Source organism: Marinimicrobium sp. ARAG 43.8, from assembly GCF_050113635.1.
Classification (GTDB): Bacteria; Pseudomonadota; Gammaproteobacteria; order Pseudomonadales; family Cellvibrionaceae; genus Marinimicrobium.
Genome location: NZ_JBNJLT010000007.1, coordinates 56,561 through 74,403, shown reverse-complemented (window position 1 = coordinate 74,403; position 17,843 = coordinate 56,561). Strand labels below are relative to the sequence as shown.

The 17,843-nt window shown below is 56.4% G+C and carries 15 protein-coding genes; all 15 read right to left on the bottom strand.

The annotated features are described in order from the left end of the window. Positions 1–140 precede the first annotated feature (140 nt). The 15 genes from dnaE to tsf all read right to left on the bottom strand — a co-directional run bounded on the left by dnaE (position 141) and on the right by tsf (position 17,783). Complete coding sequence (dnaE, locus tag ACQCLF_RS13540) at positions 141–3,641, bottom strand: DNA polymerase III subunit alpha (protein ID WP_426988359.1); 3,501 nt, start codon at positions 3,639–3,641, stop codon at positions 141–143. Between the two features lie 50 nt (positions 3,642–3,691). After that, positions 3,692–4,309: a ribonuclease HII gene (gene rnhB / locus ACQCLF_RS13535; protein WP_426988164.1), complete on the bottom strand. Its 618-nt coding sequence runs from the start codon at positions 4,307–4,309 to the stop codon at positions 3,692–3,694. Further along, positions 4,306–5,475, bottom strand: a complete 1,170-nt coding sequence (gene lpxB, locus ACQCLF_RS13530; RefSeq protein ID WP_426988162.1) for a lipid-A-disaccharide synthase — start codon at positions 5,473–5,475, stop codon at positions 4,306–4,308. The genes rnhB and lpxB overlap by 4 nt, the downstream gene beginning before the upstream one ends. An 8-nt stretch (positions 5,476–5,483) precedes the next feature. Further along, positions 5,484–6,266, bottom strand: coding sequence for an acyl-ACP--UDP-N-acetylglucosamine O-acyltransferase (lpxA, locus tag ACQCLF_RS13525; protein WP_426988160.1), 783 nt, complete (start codon positions 6,264–6,266; stop codon positions 5,484–5,486). Positions 6,267–6,338: 72 nt separating this feature from the next. Continuing rightward, the gene (gene fabZ / locus ACQCLF_RS13520) at positions 6,339–6,776 is read right to left on the bottom strand and encodes a 3-hydroxyacyl-ACP dehydratase FabZ (protein WP_426988158.1); all 438 of its coding nucleotides are present in this window, start codon (positions 6,774–6,776) and stop codon (positions 6,339–6,341) included. An 85-nt stretch (positions 6,777–6,861) separates the two neighbouring features. Then, entirely contained in the window at positions 6,862–7,881 is a 1,020-nt protein-coding gene (gene lpxD, locus ACQCLF_RS13515; RefSeq protein WP_426988156.1) for a UDP-3-O-(3-hydroxymyristoyl)glucosamine N-acyltransferase, read from the bottom strand. A gap of 13 nt (positions 7,882–7,894) precedes the next feature. Next, positions 7,895–8,410 carry an OmpH family outer membrane protein gene (locus ACQCLF_RS13510; protein WP_426988154.1) on the bottom strand — a complete coding sequence of 172 codons (516 nt, stop codon included), beginning with the start codon at positions 8,408–8,410 and terminating at the stop codon, positions 7,895–7,897. Positions 8,411–8,537: 127 nt separating this feature from the next. After that, a complete protein-coding gene (gene bamA / locus ACQCLF_RS13505; RefSeq protein WP_426988357.1) occupies positions 8,538–11,216 on the bottom strand; it encodes an outer membrane protein assembly factor BamA in 2,679 nt (892 codons plus the stop codon). A gap of 55 nt (positions 11,217–11,271) precedes the next feature. Further along, positions 11,272–12,624 (bottom strand): sigma E protease regulator RseP, encoded by a 1,353-nt coding sequence (rseP, locus tag ACQCLF_RS13500; protein ID WP_426988152.1) that lies wholly within the window; start codon positions 12,622–12,624, stop codon positions 11,272–11,274. 10 nt (positions 12,625–12,634) lie between these two features. Continuing rightward, a complete protein-coding gene (ispC, locus tag ACQCLF_RS13495; RefSeq protein ID WP_426988150.1) occupies positions 12,635–13,858 on the bottom strand; it encodes a 1-deoxy-D-xylulose-5-phosphate reductoisomerase in 1,224 nt (407 codons plus the stop codon). Positions 13,859–13,871: 13 nt separating this feature from the next. Next, complete coding sequence (locus ACQCLF_RS13490; protein WP_426988148.1) at positions 13,872–14,738, bottom strand: phosphatidate cytidylyltransferase; 867 nt, start codon at positions 14,736–14,738, stop codon at positions 13,872–13,874. Further along, a complete protein-coding gene (gene uppS / locus ACQCLF_RS13485) occupies positions 14,731–15,471 on the bottom strand; it encodes a polyprenyl diphosphate synthase (RefSeq protein WP_426988146.1) in 741 nt (246 codons plus the stop codon). Before uppS ends, ACQCLF_RS13490 begins: the two co-directional genes overlap by 8 nt. 61 nt (positions 15,472–15,532) lie before the next feature. Then, entirely contained in the window at positions 15,533–16,090 is a 558-nt protein-coding gene (frr, locus tag ACQCLF_RS13480; protein WP_426988144.1) for a ribosome recycling factor, read from the bottom strand. Further along, positions 16,080–16,823: a UMP kinase gene (pyrH, locus tag ACQCLF_RS13475; RefSeq protein ID WP_426988142.1), complete on the bottom strand. Its 744-nt coding sequence runs from the start codon at positions 16,821–16,823 to the stop codon at positions 16,080–16,082. The genes frr and pyrH overlap by 11 nt, the downstream gene beginning before the upstream one ends. Positions 16,824–16,910: 87 nt before the next feature. Next, a complete protein-coding gene (tsf, locus tag ACQCLF_RS13470; protein WP_426988140.1) occupies positions 16,911–17,783 on the bottom strand; it encodes a translation elongation factor Ts in 873 nt (290 codons plus the stop codon). Between the last annotated feature and the right edge of the window lie 60 nt (positions 17,784–17,843).

The window sequence follows — 17,843 nt, the reverse complement described above, 5'->3', positions numbered from 1 at the left end:
TCAGGCTCAGTGTCGTTTTACTGACAGTAAACACGTATTGAAGGGCGCCTAAGATACGCGAAAGCGCCCCATTAGTCGACCTCTAGGGTCACATAGTCATCTGATGGGCCGACGTGAACCCGGCACAAGGGCGACGTTGTTCAAGAATAAACCAGGCGGACACTGTCGACACCGTAGGTGTCACGCAGGCGCTGGAGCAGGTCATCTTCAGGGCGCACCTGCCAGGACTGACCCAGGCGAACCTGACCGCAGGCGTCGGGTCGTCGATACTCGATCACAATCGGGCAACGCCCTTCGCGGTAGGGATCCAGCAACTCCCCCAATTGTCGGGAAAAGTGGGCCGACAGCTCATCCGACGCCACGGACAGACACAGTTCCCGGGCACGATCCTGCCGCACATCCGAGAGCAACCGCAGATTATCCGCTCGCATTTTCAGCATACCGCTGTAATCGTCGTGGCTGACCTGTCCGGTTATGACCAGCAGGCTGTCTTTCAGCAGCAGGTCACGCGCTTCGGCGAAGGCATCGCTGAACACGGCCACCTCAATCCGACCGGTGCGATCATCCAGCGTGACAAACGCCATGCTGTCGCCTCGCTTGGTCTTCATCACCCGCATCGCCACCACCAGCCCCGCCACGGTCTGGGACTCTTTCTGCGGTTTAAGATCGGCAATTCGCGAGCTGACCAGATGATTCAGTTCATGCTCATACTCATCAATCGGGTGGCCCGTCAGGTAGAGGCCCAGTGTTTCTTTTTCAGCGTGCAGACGCTCTTTCATACTCCAGCTGCGCACTTTGTGGAACTCACCGTAAGAGTCACCTTCGGGATCACCCCCGGGGATTACGTCGCCAAACAGATCCACCATGCCGGCGCTTTGGTTCGCGGCTTTTTGCTCGGCGGTCTTGACGGCTTCGTTAATCGCGGCAAACATTACGGCACGGTCGTAATCAATGTCTACCCCCGGGCCCAGCCGATCCGCAGCACCTGAACGTATCAGAGCTTCCAGAGCGCGCTTGTTCACTTTGCGTGGATCGACACGGGCGCAAAAATCGAATAGATCCTTGAACGGCCCCTCTTTGCGGGCCTCGATAATGCTCTCTACCGGGCCTTCGCCTAGTCCCTTGATCGCTCCCAACCCGTAAATGATGTTGTTATCGCCGTCCACACTGAACTGAAACTCACCCGTATTCACATCCGGTGGCAACAGTTGCAACTTCATCTGGCGACACTCTTCGATGAATGTCACGACTTTATCGGTTTTATCCATGTCCGACGACATGGTGGCCGCCATAAAGTGCGCCGGATAGTGTGCCTTCAGCCAGGCGGTCTGGTATGACACCAACGCATAGGCCGCGGAGTGCGACTTGTTGAAACCATAACCGGCAAACTTTTCCACCAGGTCAAAGATTTTCATTGCCAGATCGGGATCAATGCCCTGCTCTTTGGCCCCGGATTCAAAAACTTCCCGCTGTTTGGCCATTTCCTCGGGTTTTTTCTTACCCATGGCGCGGCGCAAGAGATCGGCGCCACCGAGACTGTAACCGGCCAGCTCCTGGGCAATCTGCATGACCTGTTCCTGGTACACAATCACGCCATAGGTGGGCTTTAGAATTGGCTCCAACCGCTCGTGCTGATATTGCGCATCCGGGTACGCCACCTTGGCGCGGCCGTGCTTACGGTTGATAAAGTCATCCACCATGCCCGAGTCCAAAGGGCCGGGGCGAAACAGCGCTACCAGCGCGATCAACTCTTCCAGGCTCTCGGGCACCATGCGTTTAATCAGGTCTTTCATCCCGCGGGATTCGAGCTGGAACACCGCCGTCGTTTCCGCACGTTTGAGCATATCGAACGTCGGTTTATCATCCAGCGGAATGGCAGTAATATCCAGTGGCGGCTCGCCGGTTTTCTGCCGCTGCTGATCGATCATTGCCTTGGCCCAGTCGATGATGGTCAACGTCCTCAGCCCGAGGAAGTCGAACTTCACCAGACCGGCGTCTTCCACATCATTTTTATCGTACTGGGTAACCAGCCCACCCCCGGTCTCGTCGCAATACAGCGGCGCGAAGTCCGTCAGTTTGGTCGGGGCAATCACAACCCCCCCGGCGTGTTTGCCGACGTTCCGGGCAAGGCCTTCGAGCTGACGGGCCATTTCCCAGATTTCCTGCGCTTCTTCATCGACTTCCAGAAATTCACGCAGCACTTCCTCTTGCTCCAGTGCCACTTCCAGTGTCATGCCCGGCGTGGGAGGAATCATCTTGGAAAGCTTGTCTGCCAGCCCGTAGGACTTGCCCTGTACCCTCGCCACATCCCGCACCACCGCTTTGGCGGCCATGGTGCCGAAGGTGATAATCTGGCTCACCGCATCGCGACCGTAGTTTTCCGCCACATAGCTGATAACCTGATCGCGATTATCCATGCAGAAGTCGACATCAAAGTCGGGCATAGACACCCGTTCCGGGTTCAGGAACCGCTCGAACAGCAAATCGTACTGCAGTGGGTCAAGATCGGTAATTTGCAGTGAATACGCCACCAGTGAGCCGGCACCGGAACCCCGGCCCGGTCCCACCGGAATATCGTGATCCTTGGCCCACTGAATAAAGTCCATAACAATCAGGAAGTAGCCGGGAAACCCCATCTGAATGATGATGTCCAGCTCAAATTGCAGGCGCTCTTCATAGCGTTTCTTATGCGCTTCGTAATCCGGCGCCTCGGCGTCCAGAATTTTTGCCAGGCGTTTGTACAACCCTTCATAGGAAATTTTGGCGAAAAATTCGTTCTCCGTCATACCATCAGGAATCGGGTATTCCGGGAGATAATATTTACCCAGTTCGATTTCCAAATTGCAGCGCTTGGCAATCTCCACCGAGTTCTGTAACGCCTCGGGAATATCATTGAACAGTTCGGCCATCTCGGCGGGCGAGCGCAGGTATTGTTGATCGCTGTAGCGACGTTCGCGACGGGGATCGTCCAACGTGCGGCCTTCACCAATACACACCCGTGCCTCGTGGGCTTCGAATTCATCCTGCGTCAGAAAGCGCACATCATTGGTGGCCACCACCGGGCACTGCGCGGCGGAGGCCAGATCAACCGCCGCATGCAGATAGTCTTCGTCATTTTCCCGGCCGGTGCGCTGCAATTCCAAATAGAAGCGATTGGGGAAATCCGCCATCCAGCCATCGAGCAGTTCACGTGCCAGTGCATTCCGGCCCGCCACCAGTGCCACACCAACATCACCGAATTTACCGCCAGAGAGCGCAATGATGCCCTCGCTCAGTTCACTCACCCACTCACGCTGCAGATACGCCACTCCCTGTTGCTGGCCTTGGCGCCAGGCGCGAGAAATCAGTTCAATAATATTTTTATAGCCCTTGTTGTTCATCGCCAACAGGGTCAGTAACGTGGGCTTGCCCTCGGGGTCGCTGTTCGCCACCAGAAAATCACTGCCCGCGATGGGCTTGAGTCCGGCACCCTGGGCGGCTTTGTAGTATTTGATTAGCCCATAGAAATTGGTTTGGTCAGTGACGGCAACGGCGGGCATGCCCAGCTCGACCGTTCTCTTGACCAGAGGCTTGATTCGAACAAGACTGTCCGAGAGAGAGTATTCCGTGTGGACGCGCAGGTGAACGAATTGTGTGCTCATAGTCATTGCGGTTGTCCGGTCAGTTTTGAAGGTAAAGCCCGTGTACGGCTTTAAAACAGCTCGACTTGAGCCAGGCGCTCGCGTACTGGCGAGAAGGAGGTGCGGTGGATGGGCGTCACACCTAATTGCGCCAGCGCTTCCAAATGCGTTTTTGTAGGGTAGCCTTTATGGCCCGCGAACCCGTAGCCCGGATACTCGCTGTCCAGCGCGACCATCTCACGATCCCGCGCCACTTTGGCCAAAATAGAAGCCGCACTAATGGCCGGGTGACGACTATCGCCCTTGATCACCGCCTCGGCTGAAAAGTCCCACTCCGGCAGCCGGTTGCCATCCACCAGCACATGCTCCGGCGTTTGCGGTAACCCTTGCACCGCGCGGGTCATTGCCAGCAGGCTTGCCTGCAGAATATTCAGCGCATCGATTTCTGCAACCGACGCTCGCGCTATACACCAGGCGGTGGCTTTTTCCTGAATGTCGTCAAACAAGCGTTCACGGCGACGCTCGGTCAGTTTTTTGGAGTCGTTCAATCCTTCAATCGGCGCCTCCGGGTTCAAAATAACGGCGGCCGCCACCACGTCGCCCGCCAGCGGACCCCGCCCGACTTCATCCACACCGGCTAACAACAACCCGCGATAAGCAGGTTCAAACGGCGACAACAGCGAACTCATGCGTGCTCCCGGATCAGGTCAGCAAGCGCGTCAGCCGCGCGATCACTGGCATTACAGGCCAACTCGCGATGCAGATCCGCAAAAGTCTCCCGCAACGACTCCGTCTGTGACGGGTGGTCAAAATAGTTCAGGACTTCGGTGCTCAGCGCCTCTGGGGTGGCTGCTTTTTGCAGCAACTCAGGGACCAGTCGTCGCCCCGCCAGCAGATTGGGTAACGAAACGTATTTCGTTTTCACCATGCGGGAAATAATCGAATAAGACACTGAACCCATTTTGTAAGCCACTACCATCGGCGTTTTCAGCAGCATACACTCCAGAGCCGTCGTCCCGGAGGCGATCAACGCCACATCGGCCGCGGCCATGGCTTCCCGGGAACGGCCCTGGACCAGGTGAACATTCAGATCCACGAACTCCGATAATTGATGGTGGATTTGTCGGTACCGCTCGGGACTCGCCGCAGGAATAACAAACTGTATTCCAGACCGCTTTTCCCGGCAAAGGCGCGCTGCTTTCAAAAACAGCGTTCCCAGCTGTTCCACTTCACCACTGCGACTGCCCGGTAGCAGCGCCACCAGAGGCCCATCCTCGCGAATTCTCAGGGCTGAGCGAGCCGCTTTACGATCGACATCCATGGGGATTTCATCGGCCAGGTGGTGCCCCACAAACTCCACGGGCACTTTGTGCTCACGGTAAAAATCAGCTTCAAACGGCAACAGTGTCAGCATCAGATCGACGCTCCGCTTAATGCCTTTGATCCGTCCCTGCCGCCACGCCCAAACCGAGGGGCTCACGTAATGCGCGGTCGGTATGCCCGCCTCGCGAAGGTGGCGTTCAATATTCAAGGTGAAGTCCGGGGAGTCCACACCAATAAACACTGAGGGCGGCTGTTCAGTGAAGTGGCGCTTGATAAACTTACGAATTTTCAGCAGCTCAGGCAAGCGTTTGAGCGGGTCAATCAATCCCATTACCGAGAGACGGTCCATCGGAAAAAAGGAGTGAAAACCCTGCTCTAACATTCGCGGCCCGCCGATACCGCTGAACTCGCAGTCAGGAAAGTGCTGACGCAGGGCCCGCATCAGCGCCGCCCCAAGAATATCGCCTGAAGACTCGCCCACTACCATGCCAATCTGCAAACGGCTGGATGTGCGGCTAATGTGCTCGGTCATGGCAACCTCTACCGAACAATACCGCGGGATGAATTCTGGATGGATTCGACCATCACCTGCAAAGCCTCGCAATCTCCGGCCATATCATTTAGCGATTCCATCGCTTCGCTCATGGTATAGCCGCGGCGGTACAACACTTTGAAAGCGCGTTGAATCGACGCAATATCGTCTTTGCTGAAACCGCGGCGGCGCAAGCCTTCGGCATTAATACTTTTGGCCGCCGCTGGGTTGCCGCTGGCCATGACATAGGCGGGCAGATCTTTACCAAGCGCGGTGCCCATTCCTGTAAAGCTGTGGGCACCGATATGGCAATATTGGTGTACCAGTGTGAAACCGCTGAGAATTGCCCAGTCACCGATGTGAACGTGACCGGCCAGCGCGGTATTGTTCACCAGAATACAATGGTTACCCAGCACACTGTCGTGACCGACGTGTACGTAGGCCATTAGCAGGTTGTGATCCCCGATGGTGGTCTCACTGCGGTCCTGCACCGTGCCCCGGTGAATGGTGACGCCCTCACGAATGGTGTTGTGGTTGCCAATCACCAAACGGGTGGGTTCACCATCGTATTTCAGATCCGGCGTGTCTTCACCGATGGTGGAAAAGGGATAGAAACGGTTGTGCTCACCGATACGGGTCGGCCCCTTAATCACCACGTGGGAGTCAATCACCGTGCCTGCACCAACCTCTACATCTGCGCCAATCAGGGTCCAAGGCCCTACTGTAACATCGGGTGCCAACCGAGCGTCGGGGTGAACAATCGCTGAGGGGTGAATCAAGGCTTGCCTCACTCTTCTCTGGAACCTGAAAATGGGCCGTCTCTCTATTTGGCCACTTTGACCACTATCGAGATCGAGCCGGGATCAAACCTGGCGGTCTGCACACATAATGGTGGCGGAGGCCGCCAATGCGCCGTCCACACTCGCCTTGCATTCGAATTTCCAGATTCCGCGCTTGACTGACACCACCCGTGATTCCAGCGTCAATCGATCTCCCGGAATCACCTGGCGCTTGAAGCGCACATTGTCCACGCCGGCGAACAGATAGATAGAGCCATCTTCCGGCGTTTTGTTAACGCTTTTAAAGCCCAGAATACCAGAGGCCTGGGCCAGCGCTTCCAGAATGAGCACACCGGGGAAAATCGGGCTTTGGGGAAAGTGGCCGTTGAATACCTCTTCGTTCACCGAAATATTCTTGTATGCGACAATTGATTCGTGCTCCACCAGCTCTACCACCCGATCCACCAGCAAAAACGGGTAACGGTGGGGCAGGTATTCACGAATTTCTCTAACATCCATCATAGTCAACGACCCTTGATATACATAATCGCCGGGCGACAGCGGCCGGCTCTATTAATCCGCAACGCCATAACAGGCGTCGCCTCGGTTATTCGGTCTGTTGATCGAGCTTTTTCAGGCGCAGCGCCAGCTCGTTCAATTGTCTGAAACGCACCGCGTTACGGCGCCACTCACGGGTGGTCGAGAACGGCGTCCCGGCGGAGTATGAACCAGGCTCGTCAATAGAGTGAGTTACCATGGTCATCCCCGTAACATGGACGCCATCTGTGATATCAATATGGCCAACAACGCCAACGCCACCGGCAAAAGTACAATTCTCTCCTACCGTCGTACTACCGGCAATACCCGCCTGACCAGCAATGGCGGTATTTTTACCAATGCGTACATTGTGAGCAATTTGCACCTGATTATCGATTTTTACGCCATCATCAATCCAGGTGTCATCCAGAGCGCCGCGATCAATTGTGGTCCCGGCCCCGACTTCAACACCATCCCCCAGGTAAACCCCTCCGAGCTGGTGGATTTTTAGCCACCCTTCACCAGAGGGAGCAAAACCGAAACCATCGGCGCCAATCACCGCTCCGCTGTGAATTACGCAATGACGCCCTACTCGAATGTTGTGATACAGCACTGCGCGCGGAGCAATTCGAGTGCCCTCTCCTATCGAGCAGCCATCTCCGACGACCACACCCGCACTCAACTCGACACCGGGACCCACCCGAACGTTATTACCCAGAACGACGTGGGGACCAATGGACGCCGTGTCGTCGATCTCACAGTCTTCGCCGATCACTGCGGTCGGATGCTGCCCCGGCAGGCCGGGGCGGCGGTCATCAAAGCGCTCCGTGAGGCGTGCGTAAGCCTCATAGGGCGAGTCGGTAAGCAGCTTGTTTCCCTCGAAGTCCGACGCCATATCCGGTTTTACGATCACAGCGGAAGCACGGGTTTCAGAGAGATACTTGCGGTATTTAGGGTTGGCAATAAAGCTCAGTTGCCCCGGTTGGGCATTCTGAAGCGTGGCCAGCCCCGTCAGAGAGCATTCCCCATCGCCTTCGAAGTCTGCTCCCAACCAGGCGGCTAACTCTGCCAAAGAATAGGCTTGTGCCACATCAAGCCCTCAATCAATTGCTCTTATTCAGCATTTCGGTCAGTTTGGCGGTGATATCGTAATCTTCAGAGGCGTGAAATGCACTTTGGCTGTTCAGGACCAAGTCGATTTTTTCAGCCTCAATCAATTGAGCCAGAGCTTCCTGGGTTCGGCCACCCATTTCCTGCATAATCGCCTGCATGACCTGCTGACGTTCGCCCTGCAGCGCCTGAACAGTGCGTTCGTACTGCTCGCGCATGCCACGCATCTCTTCCTGCTTCTGCTGCTTTTGCTCGTCTGACCAGGTCATGCCGTTCTTTTGGGCATCTTCCTGAAAAGCCTGCAGATCGGAGGTCAAGCTTTGATAGCGAGTGCGCAACGCCGCGTAATCTTCATCCTTTTCCAGGGTTTCCAGGCGCGTTTGTGCAGCGTCAGTGCTCAACACAGCCGCCTGAAGGTCCAGAATCACCACCTTACCCTCTGCCAGGGCCAAGGGGGCGCCCAATATCAGGGTGATAGCCAGCGCGAAGTGTTTTACTTTTGCCATCATGACGAAAAATTCCTCTGTATTATCAGTGACTTAGGAAACGAAACGGCCCTGATACCAGGGCCGAAAGAAGCCATTGGGGGACCCGGTGTTCCACGCGGGGATCCGAAAAGGAGCCAATCATACCGCGTTAGAAGGATCCACCCAACGAAAATTGGAAAAATTCCGCTTTGTCTTCTTCATTCTCGTTGATCGGGCGAGCCACTGCAAAGGTCAATGGTCCAAAGCCTGTGATCCAGGTCAGCCCCAGGCCGGCCGAGGCGCTGAGGTGATTCAGGTCCGGCTCGTAGCAGTTGCGCTGCAATTCGCTGCAGTTAGTGCTGAAAACATTACCCGCTTCGACAAAGAAGCTCGATTGCAGCATGCGCTGATCCTTGATGAAGGGCAATGGGAACAGGATCTCAGCGCCAAACTCAGTGAGAATGTTGCCGCCAAAGGCGTCATAACGACTGTTGCGACTCCCTAGCTGATTTTGGGCAACACTGTACTGAGTGACCAATTCACCCGGGCGACATTTAAAGCTGTTGGAATTAAAGGCGGTGCCAGTGCCGGTGGGAACACCCGCGAGATCATCCGGGTTTTCACACAGCAGATACGCATTGGAGAGTTCCCCAGAGGTGGGCACGCCATCACCATTGGCGTCATCCCAGGCGTAGGGCACGGTCACAGAACTTTCATAAGGCGTTGAGCGCGGCCCCAGGCTGTTGCGCTCAAAGCCGCGCACGGAACCAAAACCACCCGCGTAGAAATGCTCGAAGAACGGTAACTCTGTGTCACCATAACTGTCTACATACCCCAGACGAGTGCGCAGTTTAAGCGTCAGCGCACGCGTCAACGGTTTATAGGTTTCCGCCTGATACTGCAGTTTATAGTACTCAAGGTCCCCACCGGGCACAGAGGCCTCCAGAGAAAAACGCTGGGAGCTGCCTCGGGTCGCCATCATGCCTCGGTTCAAGGTAGAGCGAACGTAATTGAAGCCAACCAGCGCATCCTGAAACTCTCCGCCGTACAGGTCGATGTAGCCCGGCTCGCCCAGCATTTCTTCCGTGACGGTATTGCCGGTGAAGTTATTGGGGAAGTCTCGTCCCGTTGCGAGATTATCCAGCACCTCGCTGTACTGATCCTGGGTGATATAACGGGACCCTACCGGGATCATCGGCGAACGAACGATCTCGCGCGCGGAGTAGCGGCTCGCTTTCACCGTGAGATCACGTCCCTCAATACTAAAGCCGATCCGCTCAATCTCGGAAATCGGGTAGCCAAAGCTCATTTTTGCGCCATATACATCGGTGCTGTAACCGGAGACGTTGTAGTTCGCATAGTCGCTTTGGGTGTAGTAGAGGTTAAACCCGCGACTCACACCGTCCTTTGTAAAATAGGGGTCGTTGTAGCTGAAGTTGTAAGCGGTCTGGAAGCGGCTATTACTCAGTGAGAAGCCCACCTGCTTACCCGTACCAAACCAGTTATTCTGCTGGATACTGGCGGACAGCAAGAGGCCGGTGTACTGCGCATAGCCCACTTGCAGCCCCATGCTGCCCGACGGTGATTCTTCGACCGTATACTCGACGTCCACCTGGTCGCTGGTGCCTGGGACTTCATTGGTTTCCACATTCACTTCTTTAAAGAAACCCAGACGATCAAGACGAACTTTGGAGTGCTCAATTTGGGAATTGGACGCCGCACCGCCTTCCATCTGACGCATTTCACGGCGCAATACTTCGTCAATGGTTTTGGTGTTGCCCTTGAAGTTGATACGGCGAACATACGCTCGCTGGCCCGGGTCAACGAAGAAGGTCAGTTTAACGGTTTTGTCTTCATCGTTTTTTTCCGGGATCCCCTCCACTTCGGCAAACGTATAGCCTTCATTGCCCAGCCGCTGCGTTATGTACTCGGAGGAGTTGGTCATCAGAATCTGGGAGAAGGTATCGCCCTCGCGCAGCATGATCATGCGGCGCACCAATTCTTCAGGCAGTTTGAGATCGCCCGCCAGTTCAACATCACTGACCGTATAGATCTCGCCTTCGGAGACATTGAGGGTAATGTAAATTTTGGATTTATCCGGGCTGAGTGCTACCTGCGTGGAGTCGATGCGAAAGCTCAGGTAACCGCGGTCCAGGTAATAGGATTCCAGGGTTTCAATATCGCCAGTCAGTTTTTCGCGCGAGTATTTATCATCACCGGAGATCCAGGAAAACCACCCTGAAGACTTCAGTTCGAAGTTATCCAGCAAATCTTCGTTACTGAAAACCTCATTGCCGACAATATTAATACCCTTGATTCGCGCCGGTTTGCCTTCGTTGACGTTTACCGTCACTTTTACCTGGTTACGCGGCAGGTCTTCCACATCAATATCAACGGAGGCACCGTAACGCCCCTGCCCGATATATTCACGCTCCAGCGCCTGACTGATGCCCTCCAGGGTCGCGCGCTGAAAGATCTGCCCTTCGAACAAATCATTTTCACGCAAGCTGCCCATAAGGTCTTCGGTTTTAATAACCTTGTTGCCCTCAATGGTAATTTCGTTGATCGCCGGACGCTCTTCCAACCGCACGACCAACACATCGCCATCGCGCCCCATGGCCACGTCACTAAAATACCCTACCTGGAACAGTGAACGGGTGGCGGCACGAATATCTTCTGAGGTCACCTGGTCGCCAACCCTCAGCGGCAGTGCGCTAAAGACTGTACCGGCGGACACCCGCTGCAGCCCTTCCAACCGAATATCGTTGATCTGAAAACTCTGGGCCTGTACTGCCGCCGAGAGCAGCATGGCCAGCATCAACCCCGTCAATCGCATCCAAACTCGCATCATAGAAACGTCTTTATCAGTTAAGATCACACGCCGCCCGGCGCTTTGCCCAGGCCTAAAGCCGCATAATGTCGTTGTAAAAAGCCAGCACCATGAGCCCGACCACCATAACCAGCCCCATTTGATAACCCACTTGCTGGACCCGCTCGGATACCGGACTGCCCTTGATGACCTCAATGAAGTAATACAGCAGGTGTCCGCCATCAAGCACGGGAATGGGCAGCAGGTTGAACACACCTAAAAATATGCTCAGTAACGCCACAAACCCGACAAAACTTTTCCACCCTCCCTCGGCAGAATCGCCCGCCACCTTAGCAATGGTGATGGGGCCGCTCAAGTTCTTTGTAGATATCTCCCCCACCACCAGCTTTTTAACGGACAGCAGGACAAACCCAGCGGTTTCCCAGGTACGGTCCACCCCGGCCACAAAAGACTCAACGGGTCCGTACCGGTACTCCCGGATACGCTCTTCCGGCCAGGGCTGCCACTGCAGGGCAACGCCGACGCGGCCAAACCGTTCCCCGTCCTGATTCACGGTATCGGGCGTCACCACTAGACTCTCTTGCCCCCCTTCGCGTTCCACAATGACCTGAATTTCTTCGCCGGGCCGCTCGCGAACGTAGTTCACCCAGTGCATCCAGTCCGGAACAGGCTGGCCATCGGCGCTTAACACGCGGTCTCCCACCTGCAGCCCCGCCTGAGCAGCCGGGCTGTCAGCCACTACCTCTCCGATGATAGGCCGGGTATTGGGCCGGTCCAGCGTCAACCCCAGGCCGGCCACTGGGTCGGGCTCGTCCACCCCTCGCAGCCAGTTCTCCAGACTCGCCTGAGAAACATACTGCAGCTCGGAGTCCGGGTACTTCACGCGGAAACTGATGGTGCCACTCTCCCCCAGACGGCGCAGCAACTGCTGATGCAGCGCCTGCCATGTGGGCGTAGGCTGGCCATCAACGGACAGTATTTCCTGGCCCGGCTCCAAACCGGCGCTCGCCGCCACGGATCCCGGAGCGACCTCCCCGATCACCGGAATCGGCTCCTGCGTACCGGGAATCATCAACAGCCAAAACAGCAGCACCGCCAGAATAAAGTTGGCCAGCGGTCCTGCAGCCACGATGGCGATACGCTTCCAGACATTCTGCCGGTTGAAGGCCCTCTCCAGCTCTTCCTCGGGCACCTCCCCTTCGCGCTCGTCCAGCATTTTGACGTAACCGCCCATGGGGATACTCGCCAGGGCATACTCTGTTCCGTGGCGATCATAGCGACGCCAAATAACTTTCCCAAAACCGATCGAAAAGCGAAGCACCTTCACGCCACAACGCCGCGCCACGTAAAAATGGCCAAATTCATGCACCGCCACAAGCACGATCAGTGCGACCAAAAACCAGAGGATTGTCTGAATCAGTGCCACGGCTTACCTCTCATCGTGCATCAATCAGATGGCGCGCAAGTTCACGTGCCTGCCGATCGGCGGTTTGGACCATTTCCAGGTCGTGGGGTTCAGTAGTGGATAAACGCTCCATAACTGTGCCAATCACCACTGGAATCTCGGTAAATCCCAGTCGCCTTTCCAGAAAAGCCGCCACCGCGATTTCATTGGCAGCGTTCAAAAGCGTGGGGGCTGTGCCGCCCTGCCTAGCCGCCTCGGCAGCCAGCTTCAAACAGGGGAAGCGAGCTGTATCCGGTGCTTCAAAATCCAGTCGAGCCGTGGCGATCACATCCAGGCTGGCCACTCCCGATTCAATGCGGTCGGGCCAGGCCAGAGCATGCGCAATGGGAGTGCGCATATCGGGGTTACCCATCTGCGCGAGCACCGAACCGTCCACGTACTCCACCATGGAGTGGATCACACTTTGCGGGTGCACCACTATTTCAATCTGATCGGGACGCGTGTGAAACAGCCAGCAGGCCTCAATCAGCTCCAGCCCCTTGTTCATCAGCGTGGCCGAATCCACGGAAATCTTCTGACCCATACTCCAATTCGGGTGGGCACAGGCCTGCTCCGGCGTCACATCAAGCAGTTCCCGGGCGGAAAGCGCCCGGAACGGGCCACCGGAAGCGGTCAGCAAAATACGCCGGACCCCGCTCTGACGCAAGCCCTCTCCGGCCAGGCAGTCATCGGGATGACGGGGGAGACACTGAAAGATTGCATTGTGTTCGCTATCAATCGGGAGCAGCGTGGCACCGTGCTGGGCCACCGCACGGGTAAAAAGTCCGCCAGCCATAACCAGTGCCTCTTTATTGGCCAGCAGGACCTTCTTGCCGGCCTCGACAGCGGCCAGCGTTGGCACCAGACCCGCTGCCCCGACAATAGCGGCCATTACGGTATCCACTTCGGGGGCGGAAGCCACCTCGGATAATGCGTCTTCACCACACAGCACCCGCGTATCGCTGCCGTGTGTTTTCAGCCAGGCACTGAGTGCCTCGGCCCCCGCAGCCTCTACCACCACCGCGTAGCGAGGCCGGTGGCGTAAACAGGACTCGCCCAGCTTCCGCCACTGACGGTGTGCGGTGAGCGCATAGAGACGGTATCGGTCCGGGTGCCGCGCCAGTACATCAAGTGTACTAGCACCAATTGAGCCAGAGGCGCCGAGCAACGTCACTTGCTGTACAGACGCCTGATTCCTTACCTGATCGGTAGTCATTGGAAGTGTCACCTCAGGCCAGCGGCCAGCCGCCGGCCAACAGGGCGAGCGCAAATACGGGCGCGGCGGCAGTGAGGCTGTCCACCCGGTCCAGCACACCGCCATGGCCTGGCAGCAGCGCACTGCTGTCCTTGATGCCACGATAGCGCTTGACCATACTTTCCAGTAAATCGCCCAGCACCGACACCAGGCTGGTGGGAATAATAATGGCTATCCAGAATAGCAGCCCCCCTTCAAACAGGGAGCCGATCAGGAGCGCGAGCAACAAATTGGCGACCACACCACCGGCAAAGCCCTCCCACGTTTTACCGGGACTGACATTAATCGCCAGCTTGCGGCGGCCCCAGCGTCGTCCGGCAAAGTATCCACCGATATCAGCGCAGGCTACGATCATCACCAGCAGGAGCAGCAGCCAGAGCCCGCCATCCTGCACGCGCAAATAGGAAAGCGCCGCCCAGGCCGGTATCAGCACGAAAAAGCCCATGCCGGCACGCATCCAGCGACTTCGCCACAGCAGAGCACTGCTCGGATACCCTTGCACCCAAAGCAACGCCAGAGCCCACCAGCCACAGCCCACCATCAGAATATTGCGGAAGGACAGGCGCTGCGCCTCCGCTAAAGCACTGTCTTCCAGCGCGGCTTCCGGTAGCGTATGCACATTCAGGTACATCGCCCCCCCCGCCAGAATGACACCCATAACTGTCACGTAGGCGGCACGCTGCCAATAGCGGGCAAAACCTGACAGGTTCGCCCATTCCCAGGCTGCAATCAGTGTGATGGTGGCGGCAAAGGCTGAAAATAGCGGCCCCGGCAAATAAACCAGCGCCAGTGCAAATACCGCCGCGAGAACGAGTCCGGTAATCACCCGCTGCTTAAGCATGTCGGGCCTCGACAGAGCCAGAAACCTGATCTGAGGTCAGTCCAAATCGCCGCTGCCTCTGGTAGAAATCCTGTGCGGCCTTTTTTAACTCGTCGCCGCCAAATGCAGGCCAGAGTACCGGACTGAAATACAGCTCGGCGTAGGCGCACTGCCACAGCAGGAAATTACTGATCCGCACTTCACCGCCCGTGCGAATCAGCAGGTCAGGCTCGGGAAATTCAGCGAGACTGGTGTAATCGTGAAGGGAGTGTTCGTCAATATCATCCGGGGAGAGATCACCCTCGGCCACCTTCTCTGCCATGCGGCGGGCAGCCTGGGCGATATCCCAACGCCCACCGTAATCAGCCGCTATCACCAGAGTGGTTTGCCCCTCCTGGGTAACGCGCTCGGCCTCGTCGATCGCTTTGCGCAACGCGGGAGAAAAATTGTCGCGATTGCCAATGACTTTCAGGCGGACGTTTTTACGACGCAGCTCGCGGGTCTCGTGCTTGAGGTACCACTGGAACAAACCCATCAGAGCTTCGACTTCCTTGCGAGGCCGCTTCCAGTTCTCGCTGCTGAAGGCGAAGAGCGTCAAGACTTCAGTCTCAAGCTCCTGGCAGGCGGTCATAATATCGCGGATACGTTCGGCACCCTCTTTATGCCCCGCCACACCGTTCATACCTCGCTGCTTGGCCCAGCGGTTGTTGCCATCCATAATAATCGCGATATGGCGCAAGGAATTGCTGCTCACAAAAAACTCCCGGATCAGTTGCCAGTGAGGTCATTAGGGGCCATCGTTCGCCCCTGACGACTCAGATCTCCATCAGATCCTCTTCTTTGGCACTGAGCGCTTTGTCGATTTGGGCGATGTATTTATCAGTAATTTTTTGAATATCGTCCTGAGCGCGATGATCCTCGTCTTCAGTGATTTCCTTGTCTTTCAATAAGGCTTTAACATCGGACAACGCGTCCCGGCGCACGTTGCGCACCGAAACCCGGGCATTCTCGGCTTCGGTGCGAGCCTGCTTGATGTAATTTTTGCGGGTTTCTTCCGTCAGCGCGGGCATTGGGAGACGGATCAGGCCGCCATTGGTCGACGGGTTAAGACCGAGATCGGACTTCATAATCGCTTTTTCGATCTCTGGCACCAGATTTTTTTCCCAGGGGCTGATGCTCAACGTACGGGCATCTTCCACACCGATATTCGCCAACTGGTTCAACGGCGTATCCGCTCCGTAGTAATTAACGTGTATGCCATCCAGGATGCTCGGATGCGCACGTCCGGTGCGAATTTTGTTGAAGTTGTTGCCCAGCGCGTCCAGCGCTTTGGCCATACGGCTTTCCGTTTCTTTTTTAAGGTCATTCAGCATCGTTTCTGCCCTCTTCGATCAGGGTGCCTTCATTACTGCCCACGACAATATTGAGCAGCGCTCCGGCTTTGTTCATGCGGAATACCCGCACCGGCATGTAGTGCTCCCGGCACAGACAAATCGCGGTGAGATCCATCACACCCAACTTACGCTCCAGCACTTCGTCATAGGTCAGGCGATCGTATTTGGTCGCACTCGGATCCTGCATGGGGTCGGCGGTGTAAACGCCATCCACCTTTGTCGCCTTGAGCACGATATCGGCTTCCACTTCAATGGCACGCAGGCATGCCGCAGAATCCGTGGTAAAGAACGGGTTGCCTGTACCGGCCGAGAAGATGACTACTTCGCCAGCGGACAAGGCGCGGTTGGCTTGACGGCTGTCATAGTGCTCCACGATACCACTCATGGGAATGGCAGACATCACGCGGGAGGATATGTTCGAGCGCTCCAGTGCATCGCGCATGGCGAGCGCGTTCATAACGGTCGCCAACATACCCATGTGGTCGCCCGTCACGCGATTCAGGCCGGCACTGCTCAGAGCCGCACCACGGAACAGGTTGCCACCACCAATCACTAAGCCGACTTGAACGCCAATACCGACCAGCTGGCCGATTTCAAGCGCCATTTTATCGAGAACTTTGGGGTCAATCCCAAAACCTTCAGATCCCATCAGCTCTTCGCCGCTAAGCTTGAGCAGGATTCGTTTGTACTTCTTGTCGCGTGCGCTCGGCATATCGGGTTCTCCGCTGGGGGCTTGTGGTAGTGTCGGTGAACCGCCGGGCGGGCGCAAGTCCTGCCCGGCGGAGAGACCAGCCGTTACTTACCCCTTGGAGGACGCTTTTACCTGTGCGGCAACCTCTTCAGCGAAATCGACGGTTTCTTTCTCGATACCGTCACCCACCTCGAAACGCACAAAGCTTTGGATAGAGGCACCAGCGTCTTTCGCCAGCTTGCCCACTTTCACTTCCGGGTTCTTCACGAAGGGCTGCTCAACCAGGCTGCCTTCTTTGAGGAACTTGTTGATACGACCCACCATCATTTTCTCGACGATCTCGTCCGGTTTGCCTTCCATATCCGGCTGGGCCTTGATGATTTCCTTCTCTTTTTCCACCAGCTCTGCGGGCATATCGTCCGGGTTGATCACTTGCGGGTTAACCGCGGCAACGTGCATGGCCACGTCACGAGCCAGCTCGGCATCGCCGCCTTCCAGCTGGGTCAGCACCGCGATACGGTTGTTGGAGTGAACATAACCGTCAATCACGCCGCCTTCCAGAATCGCCACTCGACGAACACTGATGTTTTCGCCGATCTTCTGAACCAGCGCCTCGCGCTCGCCTTCGAGTTCACCATCCATCAGAGCCGCCACATCGGTCTGCTTGGCATCGAACGCTTTTTGAACCACTTTTTCAACAAACGCCAGGAAGCCCTGGTCACGAGCCACAAAGTCGGTCTCGCTGTTAACTTCAACAGCAACGCCATAGGCATTATCGTCAGCCACTTTCACACTGACCACGCCGTCCGCAGCGGTGCGGCCAGCCTTTTTGGCGGCTTTCAGGCCGCTGGCCTTACGCAGGTTCTCAATCGCCAGCTCGACGTCGCCATCGGCTTCATTCAGGGCTTTTTTACACTCCATCATGCCGAGCCCGGTACGGTCACGCAGTTCCTTAACCATTGACGCAGAAATCGCAGCCATGTCGCTTTCCTCTTGAATTAGGTCTGTATCAGTATTCGAAAAAAGGGGGCCGCCGTTTGG

Coding starts and splice junctions, on each gene's coding strand:
- rnhB (WP_426988164.1), bottom strand. CDS start 4,309: ATGAGTTCGCTGTTGTCGCCGTTTGAACCTGCTTATCGCGGGTTGTTG.
- tsf (WP_426988140.1), bottom strand. CDS start 17,783: ATGGCTGCGATTTCTGCGTCAATGGTTAAGGAACTGCGTGACCGTACC.
- bamA (WP_426988357.1), bottom strand. CDS start 11,216: ATGCGAGTTTGGATGCGATTGACGGGGTTGATGCTGGCCATGCTGCTC.
- fabZ (WP_426988158.1), bottom strand. CDS start 6,776: ATGATGGATGTTAGAGAAATTCGTGAATACCTGCCCCACCGTTACCCG.
- lpxB (WP_426988162.1), bottom strand. CDS start 5,475: ATGACCGAGCACATTAGCCGCACATCCAGCCGTTTGCAGATTGGCATG.
- ACQCLF_RS13510 (WP_426988154.1), bottom strand. CDS start 8,410: ATGATGGCAAAAGTAAAACACTTCGCGCTGGCTATCACCCTGATATTG.
- dnaE (WP_426988359.1), bottom strand. CDS start 3,641: ATGAGCACACAATTCGTTCACCTGCGCGTCCACACGGAATACTCTCTC.
- pyrH (WP_426988142.1), bottom strand. CDS start 16,823: ATGCCGAGCGCACGCGACAAGAAGTACAAACGAATCCTGCTCAAGCTT.
- ispC (WP_426988150.1), bottom strand. CDS start 13,858: ATGACTACCGATCAGGTAAGGAATCAGGCGTCTGTACAGCAAGTGACG.
- ACQCLF_RS13490 (WP_426988148.1), bottom strand. CDS start 14,738: ATGCTTAAGCAGCGGGTGATTACCGGACTCGTTCTCGCGGCGGTATTT.
- frr (WP_426988144.1), bottom strand. CDS start 16,090: ATGCTGAATGACCTTAAAAAAGAAACGGAAAGCCGTATGGCCAAAGCG.